We start from the raw sequence: 20,523 nt of genomic DNA on the forward strand, positions 1-20,523 counted from the left end.
AACTATATTTTCTCTATTTTTCTCTTTATTTCTCTCGATTTCGACCTCTTTCGATTTTTAATTATATATTTGTCGAATTATCTTTATTTTCATCATAACATATTTCATTCGTACTAAAAATGCAAAAAAGAAAGCTGAAGAGAAATTTCTCTATCAGCTTGCCTTTTCTTCATTTCTTTTTTGATAAATATTTATTCCCGCTTCTCGAAGCATCCATTCGATGTGAACGCCATATCCTGACGTTGGGTCATTAACAAATACATGAGTAACTGCTCCGATGATCTTTCCGTTTTGAATAATTGGACTACCACTCATTCCTTGTACTATTCCGCCTGTTTTCTTCAATAATTTGGGATCAGTAATTTTTATTATCATCCCTTTCGTTGCTGGAAACTTTTGAGGAATGGCATTTATTATCTCAATATCATATTCCTCTACTTTATTTCCTTCAACGACTGTCAAAATTTTTGCCGGACCTTCTTTTACTTGATAGGATAATGCGATTGGCATCGGTTTGTCATACTTTTCATTTTTTATTTTCTTATCTAACTTTCCAAATATCCCAAAGGAACTATTTCGTGTAATATCACCAATAACTTCATGGTCTGAAGAAAAGCGCGCAAGTTTCTCTCCGGGTTTTCCGTCACTGCCTTTTTCAATAGACGTTACTGTCGAATTTAATATTTGCCCTTTTTCGACCAAAATTGCTTTTTTCGTGTCCATGTCTGAGATAACATGGCCAAGTGCTCCATATTTTTTTGTTTTTGGATCGATAAAGGTCATTGTTCCAATTCCTGCGGCCGAGTCCCTAATATATAAGCCAAGTTTATACGTTTGTTCTGACTGATCCTTTTGTGGATTTAAAGAAGTATTTATTTTTTGCTGTTCTCTTTGGATGGTGATATTTAAAGGGGTCCCATCTTTGCCCGCTTTTTCTACTAATGGAGCTACATCTGACAGCTTTTCTATTTTTTCCCCATTAATTTGTGTAATAATATCCCCTACTTTAATTCCAGCCTTTTCTCCCGGTGAAATCTTGCCTGATTTTGTTTCGACAAGATGATGTCCTACTACTAAAACGCCAAGTGTATTTAATTTAACACCAATCGATTGTCCACCCGGAATTACCTTGAAATCCTTAATTACTTTTACATCCACTTTTTTTATTGGCAGTCCAGCTAATTCGAAAAATACTTCATCTTTTCCCGCAGAATTACCTTTTATGTCTAGTGATTTCTTTTGTGCAAACACGTCAATACTTTCGCCTTTGGATGTTACTTTAGCAGACACATTTGCCGCTTTCGCAATATTTAAAACGTCACCTTCAAATAATGTGATATCGGTTGGTATATGAAGATAATTTTGAAACGGTTTTGAAAATCCTATTAAACAAAGTGAAACAAGGAGAAACCCACCAATTACTTTTCTTAGATGATCCAATTTCAAAACTTTTCACTCTCCTCGCTTCTAGTCCACTTTTAAAGAGTAACCTTTTTATTTTTTTGGTTACAATTTTAATTTAGCCTTGATACGGCGGAAATATAACAAGGGATTAAGAAAAAAGCTACCCATTGATGGATAGCTTTTCAAGTGAATTTTTTTGCATAGGCAAGTTGTAGCAATTCTTGTGCATGTTCTATTGCTTTATCGGTTATTTCAACACCTGCAATCATGCGACTAACTTCATTAATTTTTTCTTCCAATTCAAGTGTTTTCACCTTTGTTCGTGTTCGTCCATCAATGGTTTCCTTCATGATAAACAAATGTGTATCTGCCATAGCTGCAACTTGCGGAAGATGGGAAATACATAAAACTTGTGAATGCTCTGAAACTTGATAAATTTTCTCTCCAATTGCTTGAGCAACCCTTCCACTTACACCTGTATCTACCTCATCGAAAATGATCGAAGTAATGCCTTGATGTTTTGAGAAAATCGTCTTCAACGCCAGCATCATTCTCGATAATTCACCGCCTGAAGCAACTTTATTTAATGGTTTTAAAGGCTCACCCGGATTTGTTGATATATAAAATTCAACTACATCCAAGCCATCTTTTCGAAATGGAAGATTTCCTTCATTTTTATAGTCCTCAGCTGATTGAAGGAACTTCACCTCAAATACTGTTTTATCCATATACAATTGCTTTAGTTCTTTATGGATTGCATTAATTAATTTTTTTGAGCATTTTTTTCTTAAATCACTAAGTTGTTTAGCTTCTAAATACAAGTCTTTCTCAAGTTGTGTTAATGTTATTTGTAATTTATCAATATGGCTTTCACGATTAATAATCGTTTCAATTTCTTCTTCTATTTTCGAACTATATTCCAATATATCTTCCAATGTGCCACCATATTTTCTTTTTAATTGGTTTATTTCGTTTAGGCGGCTTTCAATCTCATTTAACCGTTCAGGGTTAAACTCCAAGCTATCTAAATCATTGCGAATCGTACTTGCGGCATCTTCAAGGATATAAAAACAATTTGAAACAGATTCTAGTAGTGGCTTAAAATCAGGCTCAATTTCAGCAGCTGTTTCTAACTGACTCATAACCAGCCCTATCCAATCAATTCCTTTTTGTTCACCCTGCAATGCACCGTAACTCGTTTTCAATGAATCGAATAGCCGTTCAAAATTCATTAATTTTTTCTTTTCTTCCAAGAGAATGGTGTCTTCGTCTATTTGAAGATTTGCCTTTTGGATTTCTTGAAGTTGAAATTGAATAAGATCTAATCGGTGGGCCATTTGTTGTTCATTTTCACTTAATCCTTTAAGTTTTGAAACGATTTGCTCATATTGTTTGTATATTACACGATAATTATCAAGAGCAGTCTTAATCTCTTTACCCCCATATTGGTCAAGAAGCCTTAAATGATGGGTTTCATTCATTAATTCTTGGTGTTCGTGCTGGCCATGAATATCAATTAGTGTACTGCCAATTTCACGCAAAATTGAAATCGTCACTAATTTCCCATTAATTCTACAGACGCTTTTTCCGGAAACGGAAATATCACGATGAAGGATAATCATTCCTTCTTCAATGTCAATTCCAAATTCGTTTGCACGATTATAACATGGATGTGACTCGTCATTTAAGATAAAAAGTCCTTCTATTTCAGCTTTTTTTTCACCGTGACGAACGAATTCTGAAGAACCTCTTCCGCCAACTAATAAATTTACCGCATCAATGATAATCGATTTTCCTGCTCCGGTTTCTCCTGTTAATACCGTTAATCCTTTTTCTATAGACAAATAAAGTTCATCAATGATGGCAAAATTTTTGATCGATAATTCTTGTAACAATGAAAACTTCACCCCATTTTTTCAATTACCCGTTTAATTCTTTGTTTTATAACATATCTAAAAAGCGTTGTGAAACCATTTCTGATTTTTCTTGGTCCTTGCAAATGATTAAACATGTATCATCTCCGCATAACGTACCAATAATTTCTTCCCATTCAAGAATATCAATTAAGGCGCCTAATGCATGGGCATTACCGGGTAATGTTTTTAAGACAATTAAATGGCCGGCAAAATCTATGCTGATAAAAGCATCTGTTAATGTTCTTTTTAATTTTTGCATTGGGTTAAAACGTTGATCTGCCGGCAGACTATATTTATATCTGCCATCCATAAGTGGTACTTTTACTAAATGTAATTCCTTTATATCACGAGAAATCGTTGCCTGTGTAACATTGAAACCAGCATTTTTTAAATGATCAACTAGTTCATCTTGAGTTTCAATGTCAAAATTTGCGATTATTTCTCTTATTTTAATGAGTCTTTGTCCTTTATTCATCCTCATCCACCTTTACAAAGTTACACTGACAGTTTCTTTAACAATAATACTGACATATCCCACCATGCTTTTTACTACAATGTTAGCTTATTTTTGTCAAAATGTACATAATTAACACGAATGGTGGCAAAAACACAAGAAAAAAGAACAGATCCTATTATTGATCTGATCTTCCTGTTAACTCGTTATGTGCTGCGTTTACTACATCTTTAATTGTAAAATCAAGCGCATTTGATCCATTTTCTTTTTTATTTGAACCAGTCCATTTTAAATGGATTAAAAATTCAATATTTCCTTCTCCTCCAGTTATTGGGGAAAAGGATAAATTTATTACATCATAGCCTTCGGTGAGGGATAGCTGGACAATTTTTTCAATAACGGATTCGTGAACCTTTTTATCCCTTACAATCCCTTTTTTTCCGACCTGATCTTTTCCAGCTTCAAATTGTGGTTTAATCAGGGCTATAACATCACTCGATGGAACCAATAATGTTTTTAAAACTGGTAAAATGAGCGATAAAGATATAAACGAAACATCAATTGTAGCAAAATTAGGCATTTCACGTACTAAATCTTTCGGAGTCACGTAACGAAAATTCGTTCTCTCCATAACGACTACTCGTTCATCCTGTCTAAGCTTCCAAGCTAATTGATTGTAACCAACATCTAGTGCATATGACATTTTCGCACCATTTTGCAAGGCACAATCTGTAAAGCCACCTGTAGATGCTCCAATATCTAATAAGATTTTATCTTTTACAGAAAGCTCGAAAACACGTAATGCCTTTTCAAGCTTTAATCCTCCCCGGCTTACATAGGGTATCATTTTCCCCTTAATCGTTAACGGAATATCCTCATTTACTTTCTCGCCGGGTTTATCGAGACGCTCTTCATTTGAGTAGACTAATCCCGCCATTATCGCACGTTTTGCTTTTTCTCTCGTTTCAATTAATCCTCTTTCAACTAAAAGAGTATCAATTCGTTGTTTTTTGCTTTTCATATGTCATGCCCTTTTTTGTATTTTAGGTGAAAAAGCTTGAATTCTTTTTACAACCTCTTCCTTTGTTAAACCAATTTCTCTAAGTAATTCATTGACACTTCCATGTTCAATAAATTTATCTGGAATACCCATACAATCAATTACATTTGTAAATCCGTGACTATGCGCAAATTCAAGTACAGCACTGCCAAATCCACCTTGTAACACAGCTTCTTCGATCGTTAAAATCGGCATATTTGTATCTAACAATTCTTTTAACATTTTTTCATCTAATGGTTTAATAAAACGTGCATTGATTACTTTGACGGAAAACCCTTGTTTTTGAAGGAGATTAGCCGCTTCAAGTGCCATAGGAATTGTTGTACCAAACGTCAAAATTGCTGCATCCTTTCCTTCACGGAGCGTTTCCCATGTCCCAATCGGTATCGTCCTTAATGTTTCATCCATTGGAACGCCATATCCATTTCCACGAGGAAATCTCATCGCAATTGGACCATCATTGTACTTAATCGCCGTATTAACCATATGTTGTCCTTCATTTTCATCTTTTGGCATCATAAGTACTATATTGGGAATATGACGAAGAAATGCAATATCGAACACACCTTGATGTGTTTCTCCATCTGCACCTACTAATCCCGCACGATCAATACCAATGAAAACATTAAGATTTTGCCGACATATATCATGTACGACTTGATCATATGCACGTTGTAAAAATGTAGAATAAATTGCTAAAAACGGTTTCATGTTCTGTGTGGCTAATCCAGCAGCTACAGTTGCAGCATGTTGTTCTGCAATTCCAACATCATACATACGATTAGGAAATTCTTCAGCAAATTTTTCAAGTTTAGATCCTACAGGCATTGCAGGTGTTATTGCGACAATCCGCTCATCTTTTTTAGCAAGTTTTAAAACTGTGTCACTTACAAGTTTACTCCATGCAGGTGGTGCATTTACCGGTTTAATTAAATCACCAGTTTCAATTTTGTATTGTCCAGTACCATGCCAAGTACCTATCGTATCGTTTTCAGCAGGCTTATATCCTTTACCTTTTTTCGTTATTACGTGTAATAGAATTGGCCCCTTCGTTTTCTTTGCATATTGTAATTGTTCAAATAGTGCTTCGAAATTGTGTCCATCTACAGGACCTAAATAAGTGAAGCCTAATTCCTCAAAAAACATTCCTGAGACAAGAAAATACTTCATACTATCTTTAAGCCTTTCAGCTGTAGCAGCGAGTTTTCCACCAACTGCAGGAATCTTTTTGAGCAAATTCTCAAGTTCGTCTTTCGCCCATTGATATTTATTTGCTGTACGGAGTCGTCCTAAAATATTATGCAAAGCACCTACATTAGGAGCGATGGACATTTCATTATCATTTAAAATAACAAGTAAATCCTTTTTTTCGTGTCCAATATGATTTAATGCTTCTAAGGCCATTCCGCCAGTCAAGGCACCATCCCCAATAATTGGAACTATAAATGACTTTTCACCTTTTAAATCTCGGGCAATAGCCATTCCCATTGCAGCGGATAGGGATGTGGAAGAGTGTCCTGTTTCCCACACATCATGCTCACTTTCACACATTTTCGGGAATCCGGATAACCCCTGATACTGCCTTAACGTAGAAAATTGATCTGCACGACCGGTTAATATTTTGTGAACATAAGATTGATGACCCACATCCCAAATAAATTTATCATTCGGACTATTAAAACATTTATGCAAGGCGATAGTTAATTCTACTACACCCAAATTAGGGCCAATATGCCCACCCGTTTTAGATAGATTTTCAATTAAAAAATGACGAATATCATTACTTAGTTCTTTTAACTGGTCAATATTCATATCTTTTAGAAAGGAAGGGTCCTTAATTGATAATAGATCCAAAATGGATCACTCACTTTCATTTCATAGATTTTACTGTTGATGTCTTGATTTTTATAATTGTAACGGATAGTTAGATTACTGTATTATAACATATTTTACTTACATACTCATTCTATACCTATTTTAATGATTTCTTACTACAATTAATTCAGCAAGTTCTTCTAAAAGCTTAGTATCAAGATTTAGATCCCGCAGCATATCTTTTGCAAGATTCGTATGATAATGGAGACGTTCCTTCGCACCATCTAACGTTAATAAGGATGGGTATGTGCTTTTCACATTTCCTTCATCGCTTCCCACCGGCTTACCAATGATTTCTTCTTTTCCTTCAATATCTAAAATATCATCACGGATTTGAAAGGCAAGGCCGATATTTTCTGCATATTTTTTTAACAAATCTATTTGTTCACTCGATGCACCTGCTATTATAGCACCTGCTACCGCACTGAATGTTAGAAGTTTACCGGTCTTATTTCTGTGAATATATTCTAATTCTTCTATTGATAATTCTTGTTTTTCACCAAGCATATCTGCAACTTGTCCACCAACCATGCCTTCAGGACCGGCAGCAATCGCCAGAAGTTCAATGATCTTTACCTTTTGTTCGCTCGTTAAAGTTGAATCCTGCGCAATCATTTGAAAGCTATATGTGAGTAGACCATCACCCGCTAAAATCGAATAGGCCTCACCAAATACTTTATGATTCGTTGGCTTTCCACGTCGTAGATCATCGTTATCCATCGCGGGTAAATCATCATGAATTAGTGAGTATGTATGAACCATTTCTAATGCACAAGCTGTTTTTATTCCATACTTCATTTCTTTTCCAAAGGCATGTAAGGTAGCTAAAAGCAATGTCGGACGGATTCGTTTACCACCTGCTTGAAGCGAATAAGCCATAGCATCCTTTATTTTTTGAGGAGCATGTAATTTCACAATAGCCTGAGAAAGTTCTGTTTCTAATCGTTCGTTCACTTTCTTCATAAATGATCTTAATTTATGTAAATCCAATTCTACTCCTCCTCTTTGATGATAAACTCCTCTTCTCCATTTTCAGTAATTACACTAGTTAATTGTTCTTCTACCATTTTTAATTTATCATGACAAAGCTTTGAAAGACCCATTCCTTTTTTATAGATTGTAAGTGCCTCCTCTAATGGAACGTCTCCTTCTTCTAACCGCTGGACAATTACTTCTAACTGTTCCATTGCTTCTTCAAAAGATAATTGCTTTTCCATTTTTCTCTCATCCCTTTTCAATGTTTTCAACCGAACAGATGATTTTCCCATCCGAAACCATTACTTGAATTTCTTCACCTTTAGAGGTTTGTTCGATGCTTTTTATAATTTCTTTTTCTGGAGTATATGCGAGGCTATATCCTCGTTCCATTACTTTAAGGGGACTTAAAGCCTCCAGTGCAGTAATTGCTTTTGAAAACTCTTGTTGTTTCGTTTGTAAAATTGCTTGCAAACGACTCCTTAATTCTTTATTTAACCGTACATGTTTTTCTTTTCCCCGCTCAAGTAACTGATGAGGCTGATTTCTTTGTAGTCTTTTCGCTAGTTGTTCATATCCTGTCATTTCGTGTTGCAACGTTTTGTTCATTTGCCGTGTCAATCGTTCCGTAAGGTGATCCATATACTCCATTTTTTGCTCATACAATCTGTTTGGGTTGCGAAAAACATAGGATCGTTTAATAAATTGCAGCCTTTTTCGTTGATGCTGAACGATTTCGGAAAATCCCCTAATTAGTCTTGATTTTCTATTTAATAATTTTTCCATAATTTCTTCGATATGCGGCACAGCTAATTCAGCGGCACCAGTTGGAGTTGGTGCACGTAGGTCAGCAACAAAATCTGCTATTGTGAAGTCTGTTTCATGTCCAACCGCAGATATAATAGGTATCTTTGAGTTAAAAATCGCTCGAGCAACAATTTCTTCATTAAATGCCCAAAGCTCTTCAATTGATCCCCCACCACGACCAACGATCAATACATCTATTTCTTTCATTTCATTCATTTTTTCAATCGCATTTGCAATCGATTTTGCTGCATTTTCACCTTGAACTAATGCAGGTATTAATTTGATTTTGCCGATCGGATATCGACGTTTTATCGTTGAAATGATGTCTCTAACGGCCGCACCGGTAGGAGAGGTAATAACACCAATATTTTTCGGGTATGGGGGTAATTTTCTTTTTCTTTCTAGCGCAAATAAGCCTTCCTGACTAAGTTTAGTTTTAAGTTGTTCATAGGCTAAATATAATTCACCAATTCCATCCGGCTGCATTTGCTTTACGTATAATTGATATTGCCCGCTACCTTCATACACGGTAATCTGACCCTGAATGAGAACGTTCATGCCATTTTCAGGTTTGAATTTCAATCCTTTATTTGATTTTGAAAACATCACTGCTAATATTCTAGCTTTGTCATCCTTTAATGTAAAATACATATGACCGCTAGAATGTTGCTTATAGTTAGAAATTTCACCTTTTACATGAATATCAACAAGATGTGGATCAACATCAAATTTTCTTTTTATATATTTTGTTAATGCATGGACTGTAAGATAGGGTTTTGTTGTCATTCAAAAACATCCTTAATCTCAAAAATTACGTTACAAAACAAAAGCTGCTTCCACGGAAGACAGCTTTTGTTTACATTATACAACTTAATCACCGTATTTACGAAGTTTAAATTACTTTTCGATCGAATCTTTTATTTTTGAAAGCACTCCATTAATAAATTTACTTGAACGTTCATCACCAAATCGCTTAGAGACCTCTAACGCTTCGTTAATCGCCACATTTGCTGGAACTTCGGGTACATAAACAAGTTCAAATACTCCAAGTCGTAAAATATTTAAATCTACTTTAGCTAAACGTTCGATTGTCCACTTTTCTAAATGGCGTGAAATGGTGTCGTCAATTTCTTTAATATGCCCACATGTTCCGTTTACCAAAGTGTTTAAGTATTCATCATTTTGTTCATCTCTTAAGATATTCTTAATTGCTTCTTCTGGAGCAGCCTCGTTTATATCTATTTGAAATAATGCTTGAAGTGCTTTTTCTCTAGCAGTTCTTCTTTTCATCTTTACATAAAACTCCTTTTAAACTAGTCATGAATAATATCATTATCGCCAGTTACATTGTAAAATTACACATTTCCTAAAAAGATAATATCACAAAAACAACTAAGAAAGCACATTTATCATGAGAAGATTGAATTTTAACATCGTTCAACAAATTAAAAAGGTAATCCAAAATAGATTTTGGATTACCTTTTCTAATTTACATCATTTCTGATTCGAAATCCGTTTCAGGTTTTTGGGTTTCAAATTGAATCCCTACAATATGAATATTTATTTCTTTTGTTTCCAGTGCTGTCATATTCAATAATGCTTGCCTAATATTATCTTGTATCTTTTGCGCCACTGTTGGGATTGAAATGCCAAAGTTCATGGAGCAATATACATCAATAATAATTCCTTCATCCGTTAAGTCTACCTTTACGCCTTTTCCATGATTTTTCCTTCCGAGTTTTTCAGCAACACCCGAAGCGAAATTCCCACGCATCTGTGCGACACCCTCGACCTCAGAAGCGGCGATTCCAGCAATAACCTCGATAACTTCTGGTGCAATTTCAACTTTACCTAATCCATCGTGCCCGTAATCCATTTCTAGCATTGAATTTGTCTCAACCATATGATTAAGCACCTCCGTACGATTAATTATTTCATTAGATCGTATATCTCTAAAAATTTTGTATTAAAGTCACCTTTAACAAAAGTCTCATGTTCTAATAATCTTAAATGAAAGGGAATTGTAGTGTGAACACCTTCAACTGCAAATTCACTTAAGGCTCGCTTCATTCTTGCAATGGCTTTTTCCCTCGTTGAGCCATACGATATTACTTTAGCAATCATCGAATCATAATATGGAGGGATCTCATAACCAGGATATGCAGCTGAATCAATTCGAATACCTAAACCACCTGGCGGTAAATACATTTCAATTTTTCCCGCTGATGGCATAAAATTTTTAGCGGGGTTTTCAGCATTTATTCGGCATTCAATTGCCCAACCTGAAAATGTTATATCTTCTTGTTTAATGGACAATGGCTGACCGGAAGCAACAAGTATTTGTTCTTTAACTAGGTCAACACCTGTAACTAATTCAGTAACCGGATGTTCTACTTGAATTCGCGTATTCATTTCCATGAAATAGAAAATTTGATTACGATGATCATAAATAAATTCAATTGTTCCAGCGCCAGTATAATCTACTGCTTTCGCTGCTTTAACAGCTGCTTCACCCATTTTTTCGCGTATTTCCGGAGTGAGTGCAGGTGAAGGCGACTCTTCTAGTAATTTTTGCAATCTTCTTTGTATTGAGCAATCCCTTTCTCCTAAATGGATCACATTTCCATGTTGATCTGCCATCACTTGAATCTCAACATGTCGGAAGTCTTGAATATATTTTTCAATATAAACCCCTGGATTTCCAAAAGCTGTTGCTGCCTCTTGTTGAGTAATATTAATCCCTTTAATTAATTCGTCTTCATTGTTTGCAACGCGGATTCCTTTACCGCCGCCCCCTGCAGTCGCTTTTATAATGACTGGATAATCCATTGAATTAGCTAATTCAATCGCTTCTTCTATGTTGTTAATAATCCCATTGGACCCGGGAACAATCGGAACACCAGCTTCCTTCATTGTTTCTCTAGCAATATCCTTCGTTCCCATTTTAGAAATTGCTTCCGGACTTGGACCGATGAAGATAATATTGCATTCTCTGCATAATTCTGCAAAATCAGCATTTTCAGCAAGGAAACCATATCCTGGATGGATTGCATCGCATCCAGTTAATTTCGCAACACTTATAATATTTGTTACGTTTAAATAGCTGTCTTTTGATGATTTTGGACCTATGCAATAGGCTTCATCAGCTAATTGTACATGCAAAGCATCTTTATCAGCCTCCGAATAAACAGCCACTGCTTCGATTCCTAAATCACGACAAGCACGAATAATTCGAACGGCTATCTCACCGCGATTTGCGATTAACACTTTTTTTATCATTGAAGTTCGCTCCTTACTTAGACTTCACCAAGAATAAAGGTTGTCCATATTCAACAAGTTGACCATCCTTTACTAGAATTTCGACGATTTCTCCTTCAACTTCAGCTTCGATTTCATTAAATAGTTTCATTGCTTCGACGATACAAACAACAGTATCCGGTTGAACTTTTGAACCAACCTTTACATATACATCACTATCTGGTGAAGGTGATTGATAGAATGTACCAACCATTGGCGAAACAATTTTATGTAAATTTTCGTCAGCAGCCGCTTGTGGTTGAACTTGTTCAGCTTCTTTTTTCACTTCTGCTACAGCAGGTTGAGATACTGGTACTTGTGCGACTTGCTGAGTTGGAACGTTAGCAACAAGTGGTGTTTCAACTAGAGTTACTCCGGATTGTTTCTTCATTTTAATAATTGAACCATCATTTTCAATTTCAATTTCATCAATACTTGATTGATCAACAAGTTTGATTAATTCACGAATTTCTTGTATTTTCATATTGAATTACACCTCTTTTTGAATTTTTCAGCTATTACTATTATCCCGCTGAAAGTCTGACAATGTCAAACATCTAATAAAAAATTAGATTTTGGTAGCTTATGACTAGCTACTAATATCATACGATAATAGTTAGTCAAAATTCAATAACTGAATAGGAACAATCGAATATCCCCACGAATCAATCTCAAAAGAATTTAAAAAAGCCCCTTATCAATAAGGGACTTTCATGTATTTTAAGGTTGAAAATTTACGGCAACATTTTGTAAGCTACCTAATTGTTCAGTTACGAGTCGAACAATTTGGTTTGCCGCTTTTGTATCGTGTTCTTTTGCCTTCACCGTGATTTTCATATCATCTCCATCTGCATGAACTAAAACGTCCTCATATCCTTTTGATTTAATTAAGTTTTCCAAAACCTTTTCTGTTTGAGCTATTTCTGTTAATTTTTTCATTTCATCTACCGCTTTACTTCTTTCATCGGCAGATAAATCGGTTGAAGCTGCTTTTGCAGTTAAATCTTCTCTTAGTTTACTTCTAGCATCTTGAACTTGTAAGCGGATTTGTTCAAATACTTCATTATCTGCAGATTCAGTTACCACACTTTTATTTTTTCCTTTTTTAGTAGTGTCTTGATTCTTTGTTGCTTCTTTGCCATCTTTATTCTCAACTGCTGCCATATCCGATTGTTTTGGCTCGGAAGTGACATAATAGACTGATAAAACAACAACTAAGCTTAGCATTGTTAATAACCATACTGTTTGTTTTTTTAATAACATAGATAAATCCCCCTTAGCTTTTTTTAGGTTGAACAGATACACGGTGGCTCGGAACATCTAAAACTCTTGAAACTGCTTCAATAATGGTGCTTTTAATGAATATATTTTTCGCGCCATCTGCAATAACAAGAACGCCTCGAATAGCTGGTTTTTTTGTTTCAGTAATTATTGGTATTTCTTTATCTCCATCCCTAATTACAACGAGCTTTTCATCCTTCGATAAATCTTCAATTTTACGCTCACCACCATTTGGATCTGTTTCAGTTGTTGTTTGATTTTGGATGACTGTATTTTTCTCATACACTTTACTCTCAGTTGCTTCTAGATTCACAATCACCCGGACCTTTCCAACACCTGATATTTGTTCTAACGCATCCTTTAACTCAGTTTCAAATTGCATTTCATAATCTTTCATCGATTTATTCTGATTTTTATTACCAGAACCAAATGTTTCTACATCTTTTTGATTATTTGCCGCACTATAGACGGATGTGGATGTTTCCTTTTTCCCACTTTTCCATATATCACTGATGAGCATGAAAGCAATTCCACATACTAATACAATTAAAAAATATTGATACTTTTTACTTTTTTTACTTGGATCTTTTTCGTTTGTCTGAAATAGTTTTTCCTTAATCCAATCGACTGGACCTTTATTATTACTCATTCCGGTCTAGAACCCCCCTCTCCGTTATGGAGTTCAATTTGGTCGGGAGCTATTCCCCAGCGTTCGGATAACATAGATAATATGCTTTCATTTTCTCTACTTCCCATCCCTTCTTCCGGCTCTTCTTCACCAATGCTAATATTAACTGGTTTAATGATTGGAACGGAATCATCTTTCTTTTTTTCCGCGAGATAAACAATCACCTTTTCTATCGGATTTTCGTTTTCTGCAACTCGGTCTTTAGAATCTATCTTTATTTGTTGAATATCTTTGTCAAATCTGTCTATCAACTCCTCTTTAACATCATTTTTCATTTTTTCACCCACTTGTTTTAATGTATATTCAACTTGTCCTGCTTGTATTTCTTTTTTTTTCGATTCTATTAAATTTTCTACTTTGTTATTATCTATTATTTTTTTGTTTGAAAACGATGCAACGACCTGATCGAAATCTTTTGCTACCACCTTTAGAAGAGGGGTTAGAATAATCGCAATCAACAACAGGCCGGTTACCATTTTTGTATACTTTTTCATTGCCGAGTTTGGTAGGAGCATATCCACAATCATCGCCAGCAAGATGAATACTACAATATTCATAATCCATTCGGTAATAAAGGACAAAAACGTCACCCCTCCCTATTCATATATGTTTATTTAATCTAGCGCATCATGATTGTAATATTTCCGGCTGTAATTATAATGGTGATGCATAAAAAAAACATAAAAGCAACAATGGCTAATGCAGCAAAAACATAGACCATATTTTTGCTGATTGTATCAAGGCAGCGAATGACCGGACCATTTCCAATTGGCTGTATAATTGCTGCTGTAAATTTAAACATAAAAGCAAGGACCAAAATTTTGATTGCAGGAAATGCTGCAATAATAAGAACGATCGCCACCCCAGCAATTCCTAATGTGTTTTTCAATAATGCAGAAGCACTAATGACTGTGTCTGCAGCGTCCGTAAACATCCTTCCCACAACAGGAATAAAATTCCCGGTTACAAACTTTGCCGTTCTTATCGTAATTCCATCTGCAACTGCAGTTGCTGTTCCTTGAACGGAAATGACGCCTAAAAAGATAGTCATAAAGATTCCAAGTAACCCAATACTGCAGTTCCTTAATAATTGCGCTAATTGTGTCGCCTTATACTCTGATAACGTACTTACAATACTAAGAACGGTGGACAATAATAATAATGGTAAGACGATATATTGAACGAGTATACCGCTTGTATTCATGAGAAAGAGAATAACCGGATGAAAAAATGCCGCAGAAGTAACACCGCCCGAGGTTGATATTAATGCCAATAAAAGAGGAATAATTGCTACAATGAAGTTAATCATCATCATTATGGCATTTTTGGCGTAATCAATTGCTACGTGAAAACTATTTAAAGCTAAAATAATTATTACGATAAATACGATTGCATAGGCAACCTTACTTATTGTCCCCTGTTCAAATGCGTTATGAAGTGACTGAAGAAACATGCTAAAAATAGTTAAAATGATTAACGATCCTAGTAATTTACCATTGGCAATCAGTTCATGGAAAAAAAATTTTAAAATACCATGAAACCATTGATTTAGCGAAAAATCTTTATCACCTTTAATAAAATCAATTAAGCTTCCTTTTTGACTATCCGGTAAATAACCGCCATATTCGTCGACGATTGTTTCCCAATACTGCTTTAATTCATTTACACCTAAATCATCCATCTGTTTTTCAACAAGTTCATCTTGAATGGTCGTCTTGTTTTCGCTCGAAGAGGCTGCATGAACGGTATCTTGTCCAATAAAAAAAATCAGTAGTATAGTGAAAATCGGGAACCATTGCCTCAAATTTTTTCACCTCATCACTCGGTCTATCCTTTCGGAACTAAATTAATTACAGTTTCAATTAAAACTGTCAAAATAGGTATGGCCATTGCTAAAATCAATATTTTCCCGGCAAGTTCTACCTTTGCTGCCATTGTTCCCTGTCCGGCATCTTTTGAAATATGTGAAGCAAATTCCGCAATATACGCTATGCCAATGATTTTGAGGATGGTTTTTACATAGATTGTATTGACGTTCGCATTTGCAGCGATTCGTTCTACCATCTGTATAATCGCGTAAACTTGGTCGACTAAAAAGATGAATATCCCACATCCAACAAATAAAACTAATAAAAACGCAAAATTAGGTTTCTGTTCTTTTATAATTAATGCAAGAAAAGTTGTGATTAAGGCAATCCCTACTATTTTTAAGATTTCAATCCTTAATCCCTCCTCTAGCCTTGAAATAAGAATACTGACTTTATTTTTTGAAATAAATCATCGACGATTGAGGCTACTAAAAACAAAATATATAAAAAACCAAATAATGTAACCCATTGAGCGTATTCCTTTTTTCCAACTTGATCTAATATCGTGTGCAAAAATGCAACGACAATACCTACACCAGCTATTTTAAAGATTACATCTACGTCTATCCCCACAACATATTCCTCCTACAAGAGCAAAATTACGATTAAAAGGCCCGAAAGAAAACCTAAGCTTTTCATCATTTTTTCATATTTTTGTTGTTTATCACGTGCCTCCGACTCCTCACGTTCCAAATGTGTTAATGTGAGAATAATTTGTTTCTGTTCTGTTGCACGATCATGCTTACCTAGCGTTTCACCAAATTGAATAAGAATTTCGTATTCACTTTTTTTTAATGCAGTTATTTTCCAAATTTCTTGTAAGCTTTCTTCCCAAGCAATTTTAACCGTCGTTTCCATAGTCGTTAACTTTTGTGAGAATCTCTCAAAAATAATGGATATTGGTTTAGGTAATTGTGCGGCTAATTTTCTTGATGCTTCATGTAAAGGTGTATGACCATACATGATTTCTGCTTCTAATGATTGTAGTGCCGTTCGAAGCATCCTTAACTGCTTCGGTCTTTCACTTAAATGTCTTGATAGTTCAAATCCTGCCCATGTTGTAGAAAGAATAATAAATATAGCTCCAATCACACTAACCACTCATAACACCAGCTTTAAATTTCTTTTCATCACCATTTGCATTAAGAAACTTTTTAATAGTTCCGGGACCATTTTTCCTGGAAAGTTCAAGGTAATTTTCAAATACATGCTGGTCCAAAATATCCCTTAATATAGGCCGTTTTTTGATCTCTTCAAACGAGTTTCCATGTGTAGTCATAATCAATGTAATTCCCGCATTAATCGCTTCCATAATCGCGATACTATCTTCTTCTCTGCCTATTTCATCCACGACAAGAACGTCCGGACTCATCGAACGAATAAGCATCATCATCCCTTCAGCTTTCGGACATGCGTCCAAAATGTCAATCCTCGGACCAAAGGTTAATTGAGGAATCCCTCGCACACAACCGGCGATTTCGGAGCGCTCATCGACTATTCCCACCTTTAAAGGTGGAATCCCTTTTTCTTTACTTCCTGTTGAAATAAATCTAGCAATATCCCGTAACAAAGTTGTTTTTCCTGTTTGCGGGGCGCCGATGATCATCGTATGTTTCCATTTTTCTTGATATAGAAATGGAAGAAATGGTTCAGAAATACCGATTTTTTCTCTTGCAATTCTAAAATTAAAAGATGCTAAATTTCTAATTGCTTTCACTGATCCATTTTCTAGAATGACCTTTCCTGCTAATCCAACCCGATGGCCGCCGGGGATTGTAATATAACCTTTTTGTAATTCCTCTTCTAATGTATAAAACGAATAATTAGCTAACTTGTTAATTAACTGTTCCGCATCTTGCTCTGAAACAAGATATGGAAGGAAGTATGGCTTCCCTCTAGTCGAAACCTCAAGAGGTCGGTTAATTCGAATTCTTATTTCCTCCATTGTATTTAAAATGGGAGCTGGCAATTCGCGGATTTTTTCTGAAATTTGTTTTGGCAAGAATGCAAGTATATTTTCCAACGTTCGTTCCTCCTTATGTTGCTGCTTTAATAAGTTTTAAAATGCTTGTACTCCCGATATTAATATGTATTCATCCTACTTGGGAGTATGACTAAAAAGACATAAAAAAAAGCTGTTCAAAAGGGTTATATGTAACCTTTTGAACAGCTTTGCACTCCTATTATGCACGTGATACATAAGAGCCATCTGTTGTATTAATGATTAATTTATCTCCTTCGTTAACAAAGAAAGGAACTTGTACAATTAAACCAGTTTCAACTTTAGCCGGTTTCGAACCGCCTGATGCTGTATCTCCCTTAATTCCCGGTTCTGTTTCAGTTACGGTAAGTTCAACTGTGTTTGGAAGTTCAACCCCAAGTGTTTCCCCTTGATACATCATAATGTGTACTTCCATGTTTTCTTTAAGAAACTTCAATTCATAATCAATTGCTGCAGAACTTAATTCAATTTGTTCGTATGATTCATTGTCCATAAAAACGTGTTGATCACCGTTTGCATAAAGATATTGCATTCTGCGATTATCAATTTGTGCTTTCCCTACTTTTTCACCGGCACGGAATGTTTTTTCTTGAATGGCACCGGTTCTTAAGTTACGTAATTTAGAACGAACAAACGCTGCTCCCTTACCAGGCTTAACATGTTGAAAGTCCATTACTCTCCATATTCCACCATCTACTTCGATTGTTAAACCAGTTCGAAAATCATTAACTGATATCATGTTGTTTCTTCCTCCTATTTATTCAGAATTAAGGAATCAATCCTTAATATACTGAGGTTCAAAATCATATTAAAGAATAATTAAGTCTTTTGTTGAATGAGTTAGTTTTTCATTCGAATCCTCTGTTATTAATGTGTCATCTTCGATACGAACTCCACCAATACCTGGTAAATAAATACCAGGTTCAACAGTCACAACCATGCCAGGTCGTAGGACAATATCAGATCTTACTGATAACGCAGGTCCTTCATGAACTTCTAAACCAATTCCATGTCCGAGAGAATGACCAAAATATTCACCGTAGCCTCTTTCAGAAATATAATTTCTTGCGATGGCATCAGCTTCAATACCTGTCATTCCTGGTTTAATGTTTTCCATCGCAAGCAATTGTGATTCTAAAACAACATCGTAAATTTCTTTCAACTTGTCTGATGGTTTCCCCACTGCGACCGTACGAGTAATATCAGAAACATATCCTTTATGAAGTGCACCGTAATCTAAAGTAACGAAATCACCTTTTTCAATCACCTTATCGGAGGCAACTCCATGCGGAAGTGCTGATCTTGTTCCAGAAGCAACAATTGTATTGAAGGATGAAGAAGTTGCACCTGCTTTTCTCATGAAAAACTCAAGTTCATTGGATACTTCAAGCTCAGTAACACCAGGCTTAATATAATCTAATATATGTTTAAATGCAGCATCAGCAATGTCGGCTGCTTCCTTTAATATCTTAATCTCTGATTCGGTCTTAATCAAGCGTAAATTTTCAATTAAACTTGAAACTGGAACTAATTCTACAGAAAAAGATTTTTCATACAGAATATAGTCGGAATAATTCACGTAGTCTTGTTCGAATCCAAGTTTTTTAATTCCTAAAGCAGTAAGCTGCTGTGCAATTTCCTCATGGACAATTCCTTTGTGCTGAATAATTTCAAAATCTTGTGCTTGTTTTGCAGCTTGTTCTACATAACGAAAATCGGTAATAAAAAGTGCTTTTGTTTCTGAAATTAGCACGACACCTGCTGTTCCCGTAAAATTAGTCATGTATCGCCGATTATATGGACTTGTTATTAAAATCCCATCAATCCCTTGTTTAGAAAATTGATTGCGCAAGTTCTCTAATTTTTGCATTGTTTACTCTCCCTTGCCTATGTATTCTACTAATGCTTTTAACGCTAATTCATAACCAAATAGTCCTAATCCGACAATTTGTCCAGCTGTCACCGGTGAAATGACGGATACCCTGCGGAATTCCTCGCGATTATGTACATTTGAAATATGCACTTCAATGACAGGTACATCAATCGAAGCAATCGCATCACGAATCGCGTAACTATAGTGGGTAAATGCGCCGGGATTGAAAATAACCCCTAAAAAGTCCCCATTACTTGTTTCATGCAATTTGTCAATAAGTTCACCCTCATGGTTGGATTGCATTGAAACGACTTCTACATTATATTCTTTTTCCAATTCACTAAAGCGCTCATATAAAGTTTTTAGCGAATTCTTTCCATACACATCCGGTTCTCTTTTACCTAATAAATTTAAATTAGGTCCATTTAATAATAAGATTTTCATAATCAAACGCACCTTTAAAAATGGTATTTGTAGAAATTGTTAAGAATTTTCTACACAACACATTTTATCATAAAAATTATCGCTTCAATTCATTTTCTTTAAAATATTTTAGTTCATTATGTTCATAGGAAATCGAGTACCCAATAAAAAGACCATATAAAATGTACACACATGCAGCGGCAATTAAAGTATTTATATCAATTTGAAAAAATGGTTTCATACTTGGAAATATTGGGTTTAAGATCATAAAAACAACTAAAAATAGAACGAAACCATAACCGATACCGACCCACATTGTATTTAATTTTTTTAATAGAATATAATACACTAACGCTACACCGATCGAGATAATTCCGTACAAAATGATTGTAAGAATAATCCCTATCCAGCTTTCTCGCCATGTTCCTACTGTAAATGGCTCTAATAAAATATTTGGTTCAATTGTCGAAAAGTTAAAATAGTAACATAAATAACCAATTAAGCTCCAAAATATTCCCCCAACAAACCCGGTTGTGACAGTCATTAATAGAAAAGACATTTTTGGAAATTCTACTTCATCTTTATGATTTGACATAATGC

General features: G+C 35.2%; 24 protein-coding genes. All 24 read right to left on the reverse strand.

All coding sequences use genetic code 11. From position 1 onward, the window contains the following. Positions 1-153: 153 nt before the first annotated feature. On the reverse strand, positions 154-1,446 hold the full coding sequence (spoIVB, locus tag MKY81_RS17270; protein ID WP_107920145.1) for a SpoIVB peptidase: 1,293 nt from the start codon (positions 1,444-1,446) through the stop codon (positions 154-156). Positions 1,447-1,586: 140 nt separating this feature from the next. After that, the gene (recN, locus tag MKY81_RS17275; RefSeq protein ID WP_066234511.1) at positions 1,587-3,299 is read right to left on the reverse strand and encodes a DNA repair protein RecN; all 1,713 of its coding nucleotides are present in this window, start codon (positions 3,297-3,299) and stop codon (positions 1,587-1,589) included. A 46-nt stretch (positions 3,300-3,345) separates the two neighbouring features. After that, on the reverse strand, positions 3,346-3,795 hold the full coding sequence (gene ahrC, locus MKY81_RS17280; RefSeq protein WP_066234507.1) for a transcriptional regulator AhrC/ArgR: 450 nt from the start codon (positions 3,793-3,795) through the stop codon (positions 3,346-3,348). 157 nt (positions 3,796-3,952) lie between these two features. Beyond that, on the reverse strand, positions 3,953-4,795 hold the full coding sequence (locus tag MKY81_RS17285) for a TlyA family RNA methyltransferase (protein WP_066234504.1): 843 nt from the start codon (positions 4,793-4,795) through the stop codon (positions 3,953-3,955). Positions 4,796-4,798: 3 nt separating this feature from the next. After that, positions 4,799-6,688 carry a 1-deoxy-D-xylulose-5-phosphate synthase gene (gene dxs, locus MKY81_RS17290; RefSeq protein WP_066234499.1) on the reverse strand — a complete coding sequence of 630 codons (1,890 nt, stop codon included), beginning with the start codon at positions 6,686-6,688 and terminating at the stop codon, positions 4,799-4,801. Between the two features lie 123 nt (positions 6,689-6,811). After that, the gene (locus MKY81_RS17295; RefSeq protein WP_107920153.1) at positions 6,812-7,672 is read right to left on the reverse strand and encodes a polyprenyl synthetase family protein; all 861 of its coding nucleotides are present in this window, start codon (positions 7,670-7,672) and stop codon (positions 6,812-6,814) included. Between the two features lie 29 nt (positions 7,673-7,701). Next, on the reverse strand, positions 7,702-7,926 hold the full coding sequence (gene xseB, locus MKY81_RS17300; protein WP_066234496.1) for an exodeoxyribonuclease VII small subunit: 225 nt from the start codon (positions 7,924-7,926) through the stop codon (positions 7,702-7,704). Positions 7,927-7,933: 7 nt separating this feature from the next. Beyond that, positions 7,934-9,277: an exodeoxyribonuclease VII large subunit gene (gene xseA, locus MKY81_RS17305; protein ID WP_066234493.1), complete on the reverse strand. Its 1,344-nt coding sequence runs from the start codon at positions 9,275-9,277 to the stop codon at positions 7,934-7,936. A 111-nt stretch (positions 9,278-9,388) separates the two neighbouring features. Next, a complete protein-coding gene (gene nusB, locus MKY81_RS17310) occupies positions 9,389-9,781 on the reverse strand; it encodes a transcription antitermination factor NusB (RefSeq protein WP_066234490.1) in 393 nt (130 codons plus the stop codon). Between the two features lie 199 nt (positions 9,782-9,980). Then, complete coding sequence (locus tag MKY81_RS17315) at positions 9,981-10,394, reverse strand: Asp23/Gls24 family envelope stress response protein (protein WP_107920149.1); 414 nt, start codon at positions 10,392-10,394, stop codon at positions 9,981-9,983. Positions 10,395-10,420: 26 nt separating this feature from the next. Continuing rightward, a complete protein-coding gene (gene accC / locus MKY81_RS17320) occupies positions 10,421-11,770 on the reverse strand; it encodes an acetyl-CoA carboxylase biotin carboxylase subunit (protein WP_341118391.1) in 1,350 nt (449 codons plus the stop codon). 13 nt (positions 11,771-11,783) lie between these two features. After that, positions 11,784-12,272 carry an acetyl-CoA carboxylase biotin carboxyl carrier protein gene (accB, locus tag MKY81_RS17325; protein WP_066234478.1) on the reverse strand — a complete coding sequence of 163 codons (489 nt, stop codon included), beginning with the start codon at positions 12,270-12,272 and terminating at the stop codon, positions 11,784-11,786. 236 nt (positions 12,273-12,508) lie between these two features. Beyond that, entirely contained in the window at positions 12,509-13,051 is a 543-nt protein-coding gene (locus MKY81_RS17330; protein ID WP_066234474.1) for a SpoIIIAH-like family protein, read from the reverse strand. Between the two features lie 13 nt (positions 13,052-13,064). After that, positions 13,065-13,718: a stage III sporulation protein AG gene (gene spoIIIAG, locus MKY81_RS17335; protein WP_107920150.1), complete on the reverse strand. Its 654-nt coding sequence runs from the start codon at positions 13,716-13,718 to the stop codon at positions 13,065-13,067. Further along, positions 13,715-14,338 (reverse strand): stage III sporulation protein AF, encoded by a 624-nt coding sequence (gene spoIIIAF / locus MKY81_RS17340; RefSeq protein WP_328007521.1) that lies wholly within the window; start codon positions 14,336-14,338, stop codon positions 13,715-13,717. Before spoIIIAF ends, spoIIIAG begins: the two co-directional genes overlap by 4 nt. Positions 14,339-14,376: 38 nt before the next feature. Then, on the reverse strand, positions 14,377-15,561 hold the full coding sequence (spoIIIAE, locus tag MKY81_RS17345) for a stage III sporulation protein AE (protein WP_325945777.1): 1,185 nt from the start codon (positions 15,559-15,561) through the stop codon (positions 14,377-14,379). A gap of 23 nt (positions 15,562-15,584) precedes the next feature. Beyond that, the gene (spoIIIAD, locus tag MKY81_RS17350; protein WP_084347816.1) at positions 15,585-15,971 is read right to left on the reverse strand and encodes a stage III sporulation protein AD; all 387 of its coding nucleotides are present in this window, start codon (positions 15,969-15,971) and stop codon (positions 15,585-15,587) included. Positions 15,972-15,991: 20 nt separating this feature from the next. Further along, a complete protein-coding gene (spoIIIAC, locus tag MKY81_RS17355; RefSeq protein ID WP_066234458.1) occupies positions 15,992-16,198 on the reverse strand; it encodes a stage III sporulation protein AC in 207 nt (68 codons plus the stop codon). Between the two features lie 12 nt (positions 16,199-16,210). Beyond that, positions 16,211-16,726 (reverse strand): stage III sporulation protein SpoIIIAB, encoded by a 516-nt coding sequence (gene spoIIIAB / locus MKY81_RS17360; RefSeq protein ID WP_066234456.1) that lies wholly within the window; start codon positions 16,724-16,726, stop codon positions 16,211-16,213. Continuing rightward, positions 16,719-17,648 (reverse strand): stage III sporulation protein AA, encoded by a 930-nt coding sequence (gene spoIIIAA / locus MKY81_RS17365; protein ID WP_341118392.1) that lies wholly within the window; start codon positions 17,646-17,648, stop codon positions 16,719-16,721. The genes spoIIIAB and spoIIIAA overlap by 8 nt, the downstream gene beginning before the upstream one ends. A gap of 160 nt (positions 17,649-17,808) precedes the next feature. Further along, the gene (efp, locus tag MKY81_RS17370) at positions 17,809-18,366 is read right to left on the reverse strand and encodes an elongation factor P (protein WP_066234451.1); all 558 of its coding nucleotides are present in this window, start codon (positions 18,364-18,366) and stop codon (positions 17,809-17,811) included. Positions 18,367-18,435: 69 nt separating this feature from the next. Next, positions 18,436-19,497 (reverse strand): M24 family metallopeptidase, encoded by a 1,062-nt coding sequence (locus MKY81_RS17375; RefSeq protein WP_066234448.1) that lies wholly within the window; start codon positions 19,495-19,497, stop codon positions 18,436-18,438. Between the two features lie 3 nt (positions 19,498-19,500). Beyond that, complete coding sequence (gene aroQ, locus MKY81_RS17380) at positions 19,501-19,947, reverse strand: type II 3-dehydroquinate dehydratase (protein ID WP_341118799.1); 447 nt, start codon at positions 19,945-19,947, stop codon at positions 19,501-19,503. A gap of 73 nt (positions 19,948-20,020) precedes the next feature. After that, entirely contained in the window at positions 20,021-20,518 is a 498-nt protein-coding gene (locus MKY81_RS17385) for a YqhR family membrane protein (RefSeq protein WP_108073422.1), read from the reverse strand. Between the last annotated feature and the right edge of the window lie 5 nt (positions 20,519-20,523).

Source organism: Heyndrickxia sp. FSL W8-0423 (genome assembly GCF_038009395.1).
Taxonomy (GTDB): domain Bacteria; phylum Bacillota; class Bacilli; order Bacillales; family Bacillaceae_C; genus Heyndrickxia; species Heyndrickxia sporothermodurans.

Bases quoted from the DNA above. Each gene is read 5' to 3' on its own strand.
- ahrC (WP_066234507.1), bottom strand. From the start codon at position 3,795: ATGAATAAAGGACAAAGACTCATTAAAATAAGAGAAATAATCGCAAAT.
- MKY81_RS17285 (WP_066234504.1), bottom strand. From the start codon at position 4,795: ATGAAAAGCAAAAAACAACGAATTGATACTCTTTTAGTTGAAAGAGGA.
- MKY81_RS17295 (WP_107920153.1), bottom strand. From the start codon at position 7,672: ATGAAGAAAGTGAACGAACGATTAGAAACAGAACTTTCTCAGGCTATT.
- xseB (WP_066234496.1), bottom strand. From the start codon at position 7,926: ATGGAAAAGCAATTATCTTTTGAAGAAGCAATGGAACAGTTAGAAGTA.
- xseA (WP_066234493.1), bottom strand. From the start codon at position 9,277: ATGACAACAAAACCCTATCTTACAGTCCATGCATTAACAAAATATATA.
- nusB (WP_066234490.1), bottom strand. From the start codon at position 9,781: ATGAAAAGAAGAACTGCTAGAGAAAAAGCACTTCAAGCATTATTTCAA.
- MKY81_RS17315 (WP_107920149.1), bottom strand. From the start codon at position 10,394: ATGGTTGAGACAAATTCAATGCTAGAAATGGATTACGGGCACGATGGA.
- accC (WP_341118391.1), bottom strand. From the start codon at position 11,770: ATGATAAAAAAAGTGTTAATCGCAAATCGCGGTGAGATAGCCGTTCGA.
- accB (WP_066234478.1), bottom strand. From the start codon at position 12,272: ATGAAAATACAAGAAATTCGTGAATTAATCAAACTTGTTGATCAATCA.
- MKY81_RS17330 (WP_066234474.1), bottom strand. From the start codon at position 13,051: ATGTTATTAAAAAAACAAACAGTATGGTTATTAACAATGCTAAGCTTA.
- spoIIIAG (WP_107920150.1), bottom strand. From the start codon at position 13,718: ATGAGTAATAATAAAGGTCCAGTCGATTGGATTAAGGAAAAACTATTT.
- efp (WP_066234451.1), bottom strand. From the start codon at position 18,366: ATGATATCAGTTAATGATTTTCGAACTGGTTTAACAATCGAAGTAGAT.
- MKY81_RS17375 (WP_066234448.1), bottom strand. From the start codon at position 19,497: ATGCAAAAATTAGAGAACTTGCGCAATCAATTTTCTAAACAAGGGATT.
- MKY81_RS17385 (WP_108073422.1), bottom strand. From the start codon at position 20,518: ATGTCAAATCATAAAGATGAAGTAGAATTTCCAAAAATGTCTTTTCTA.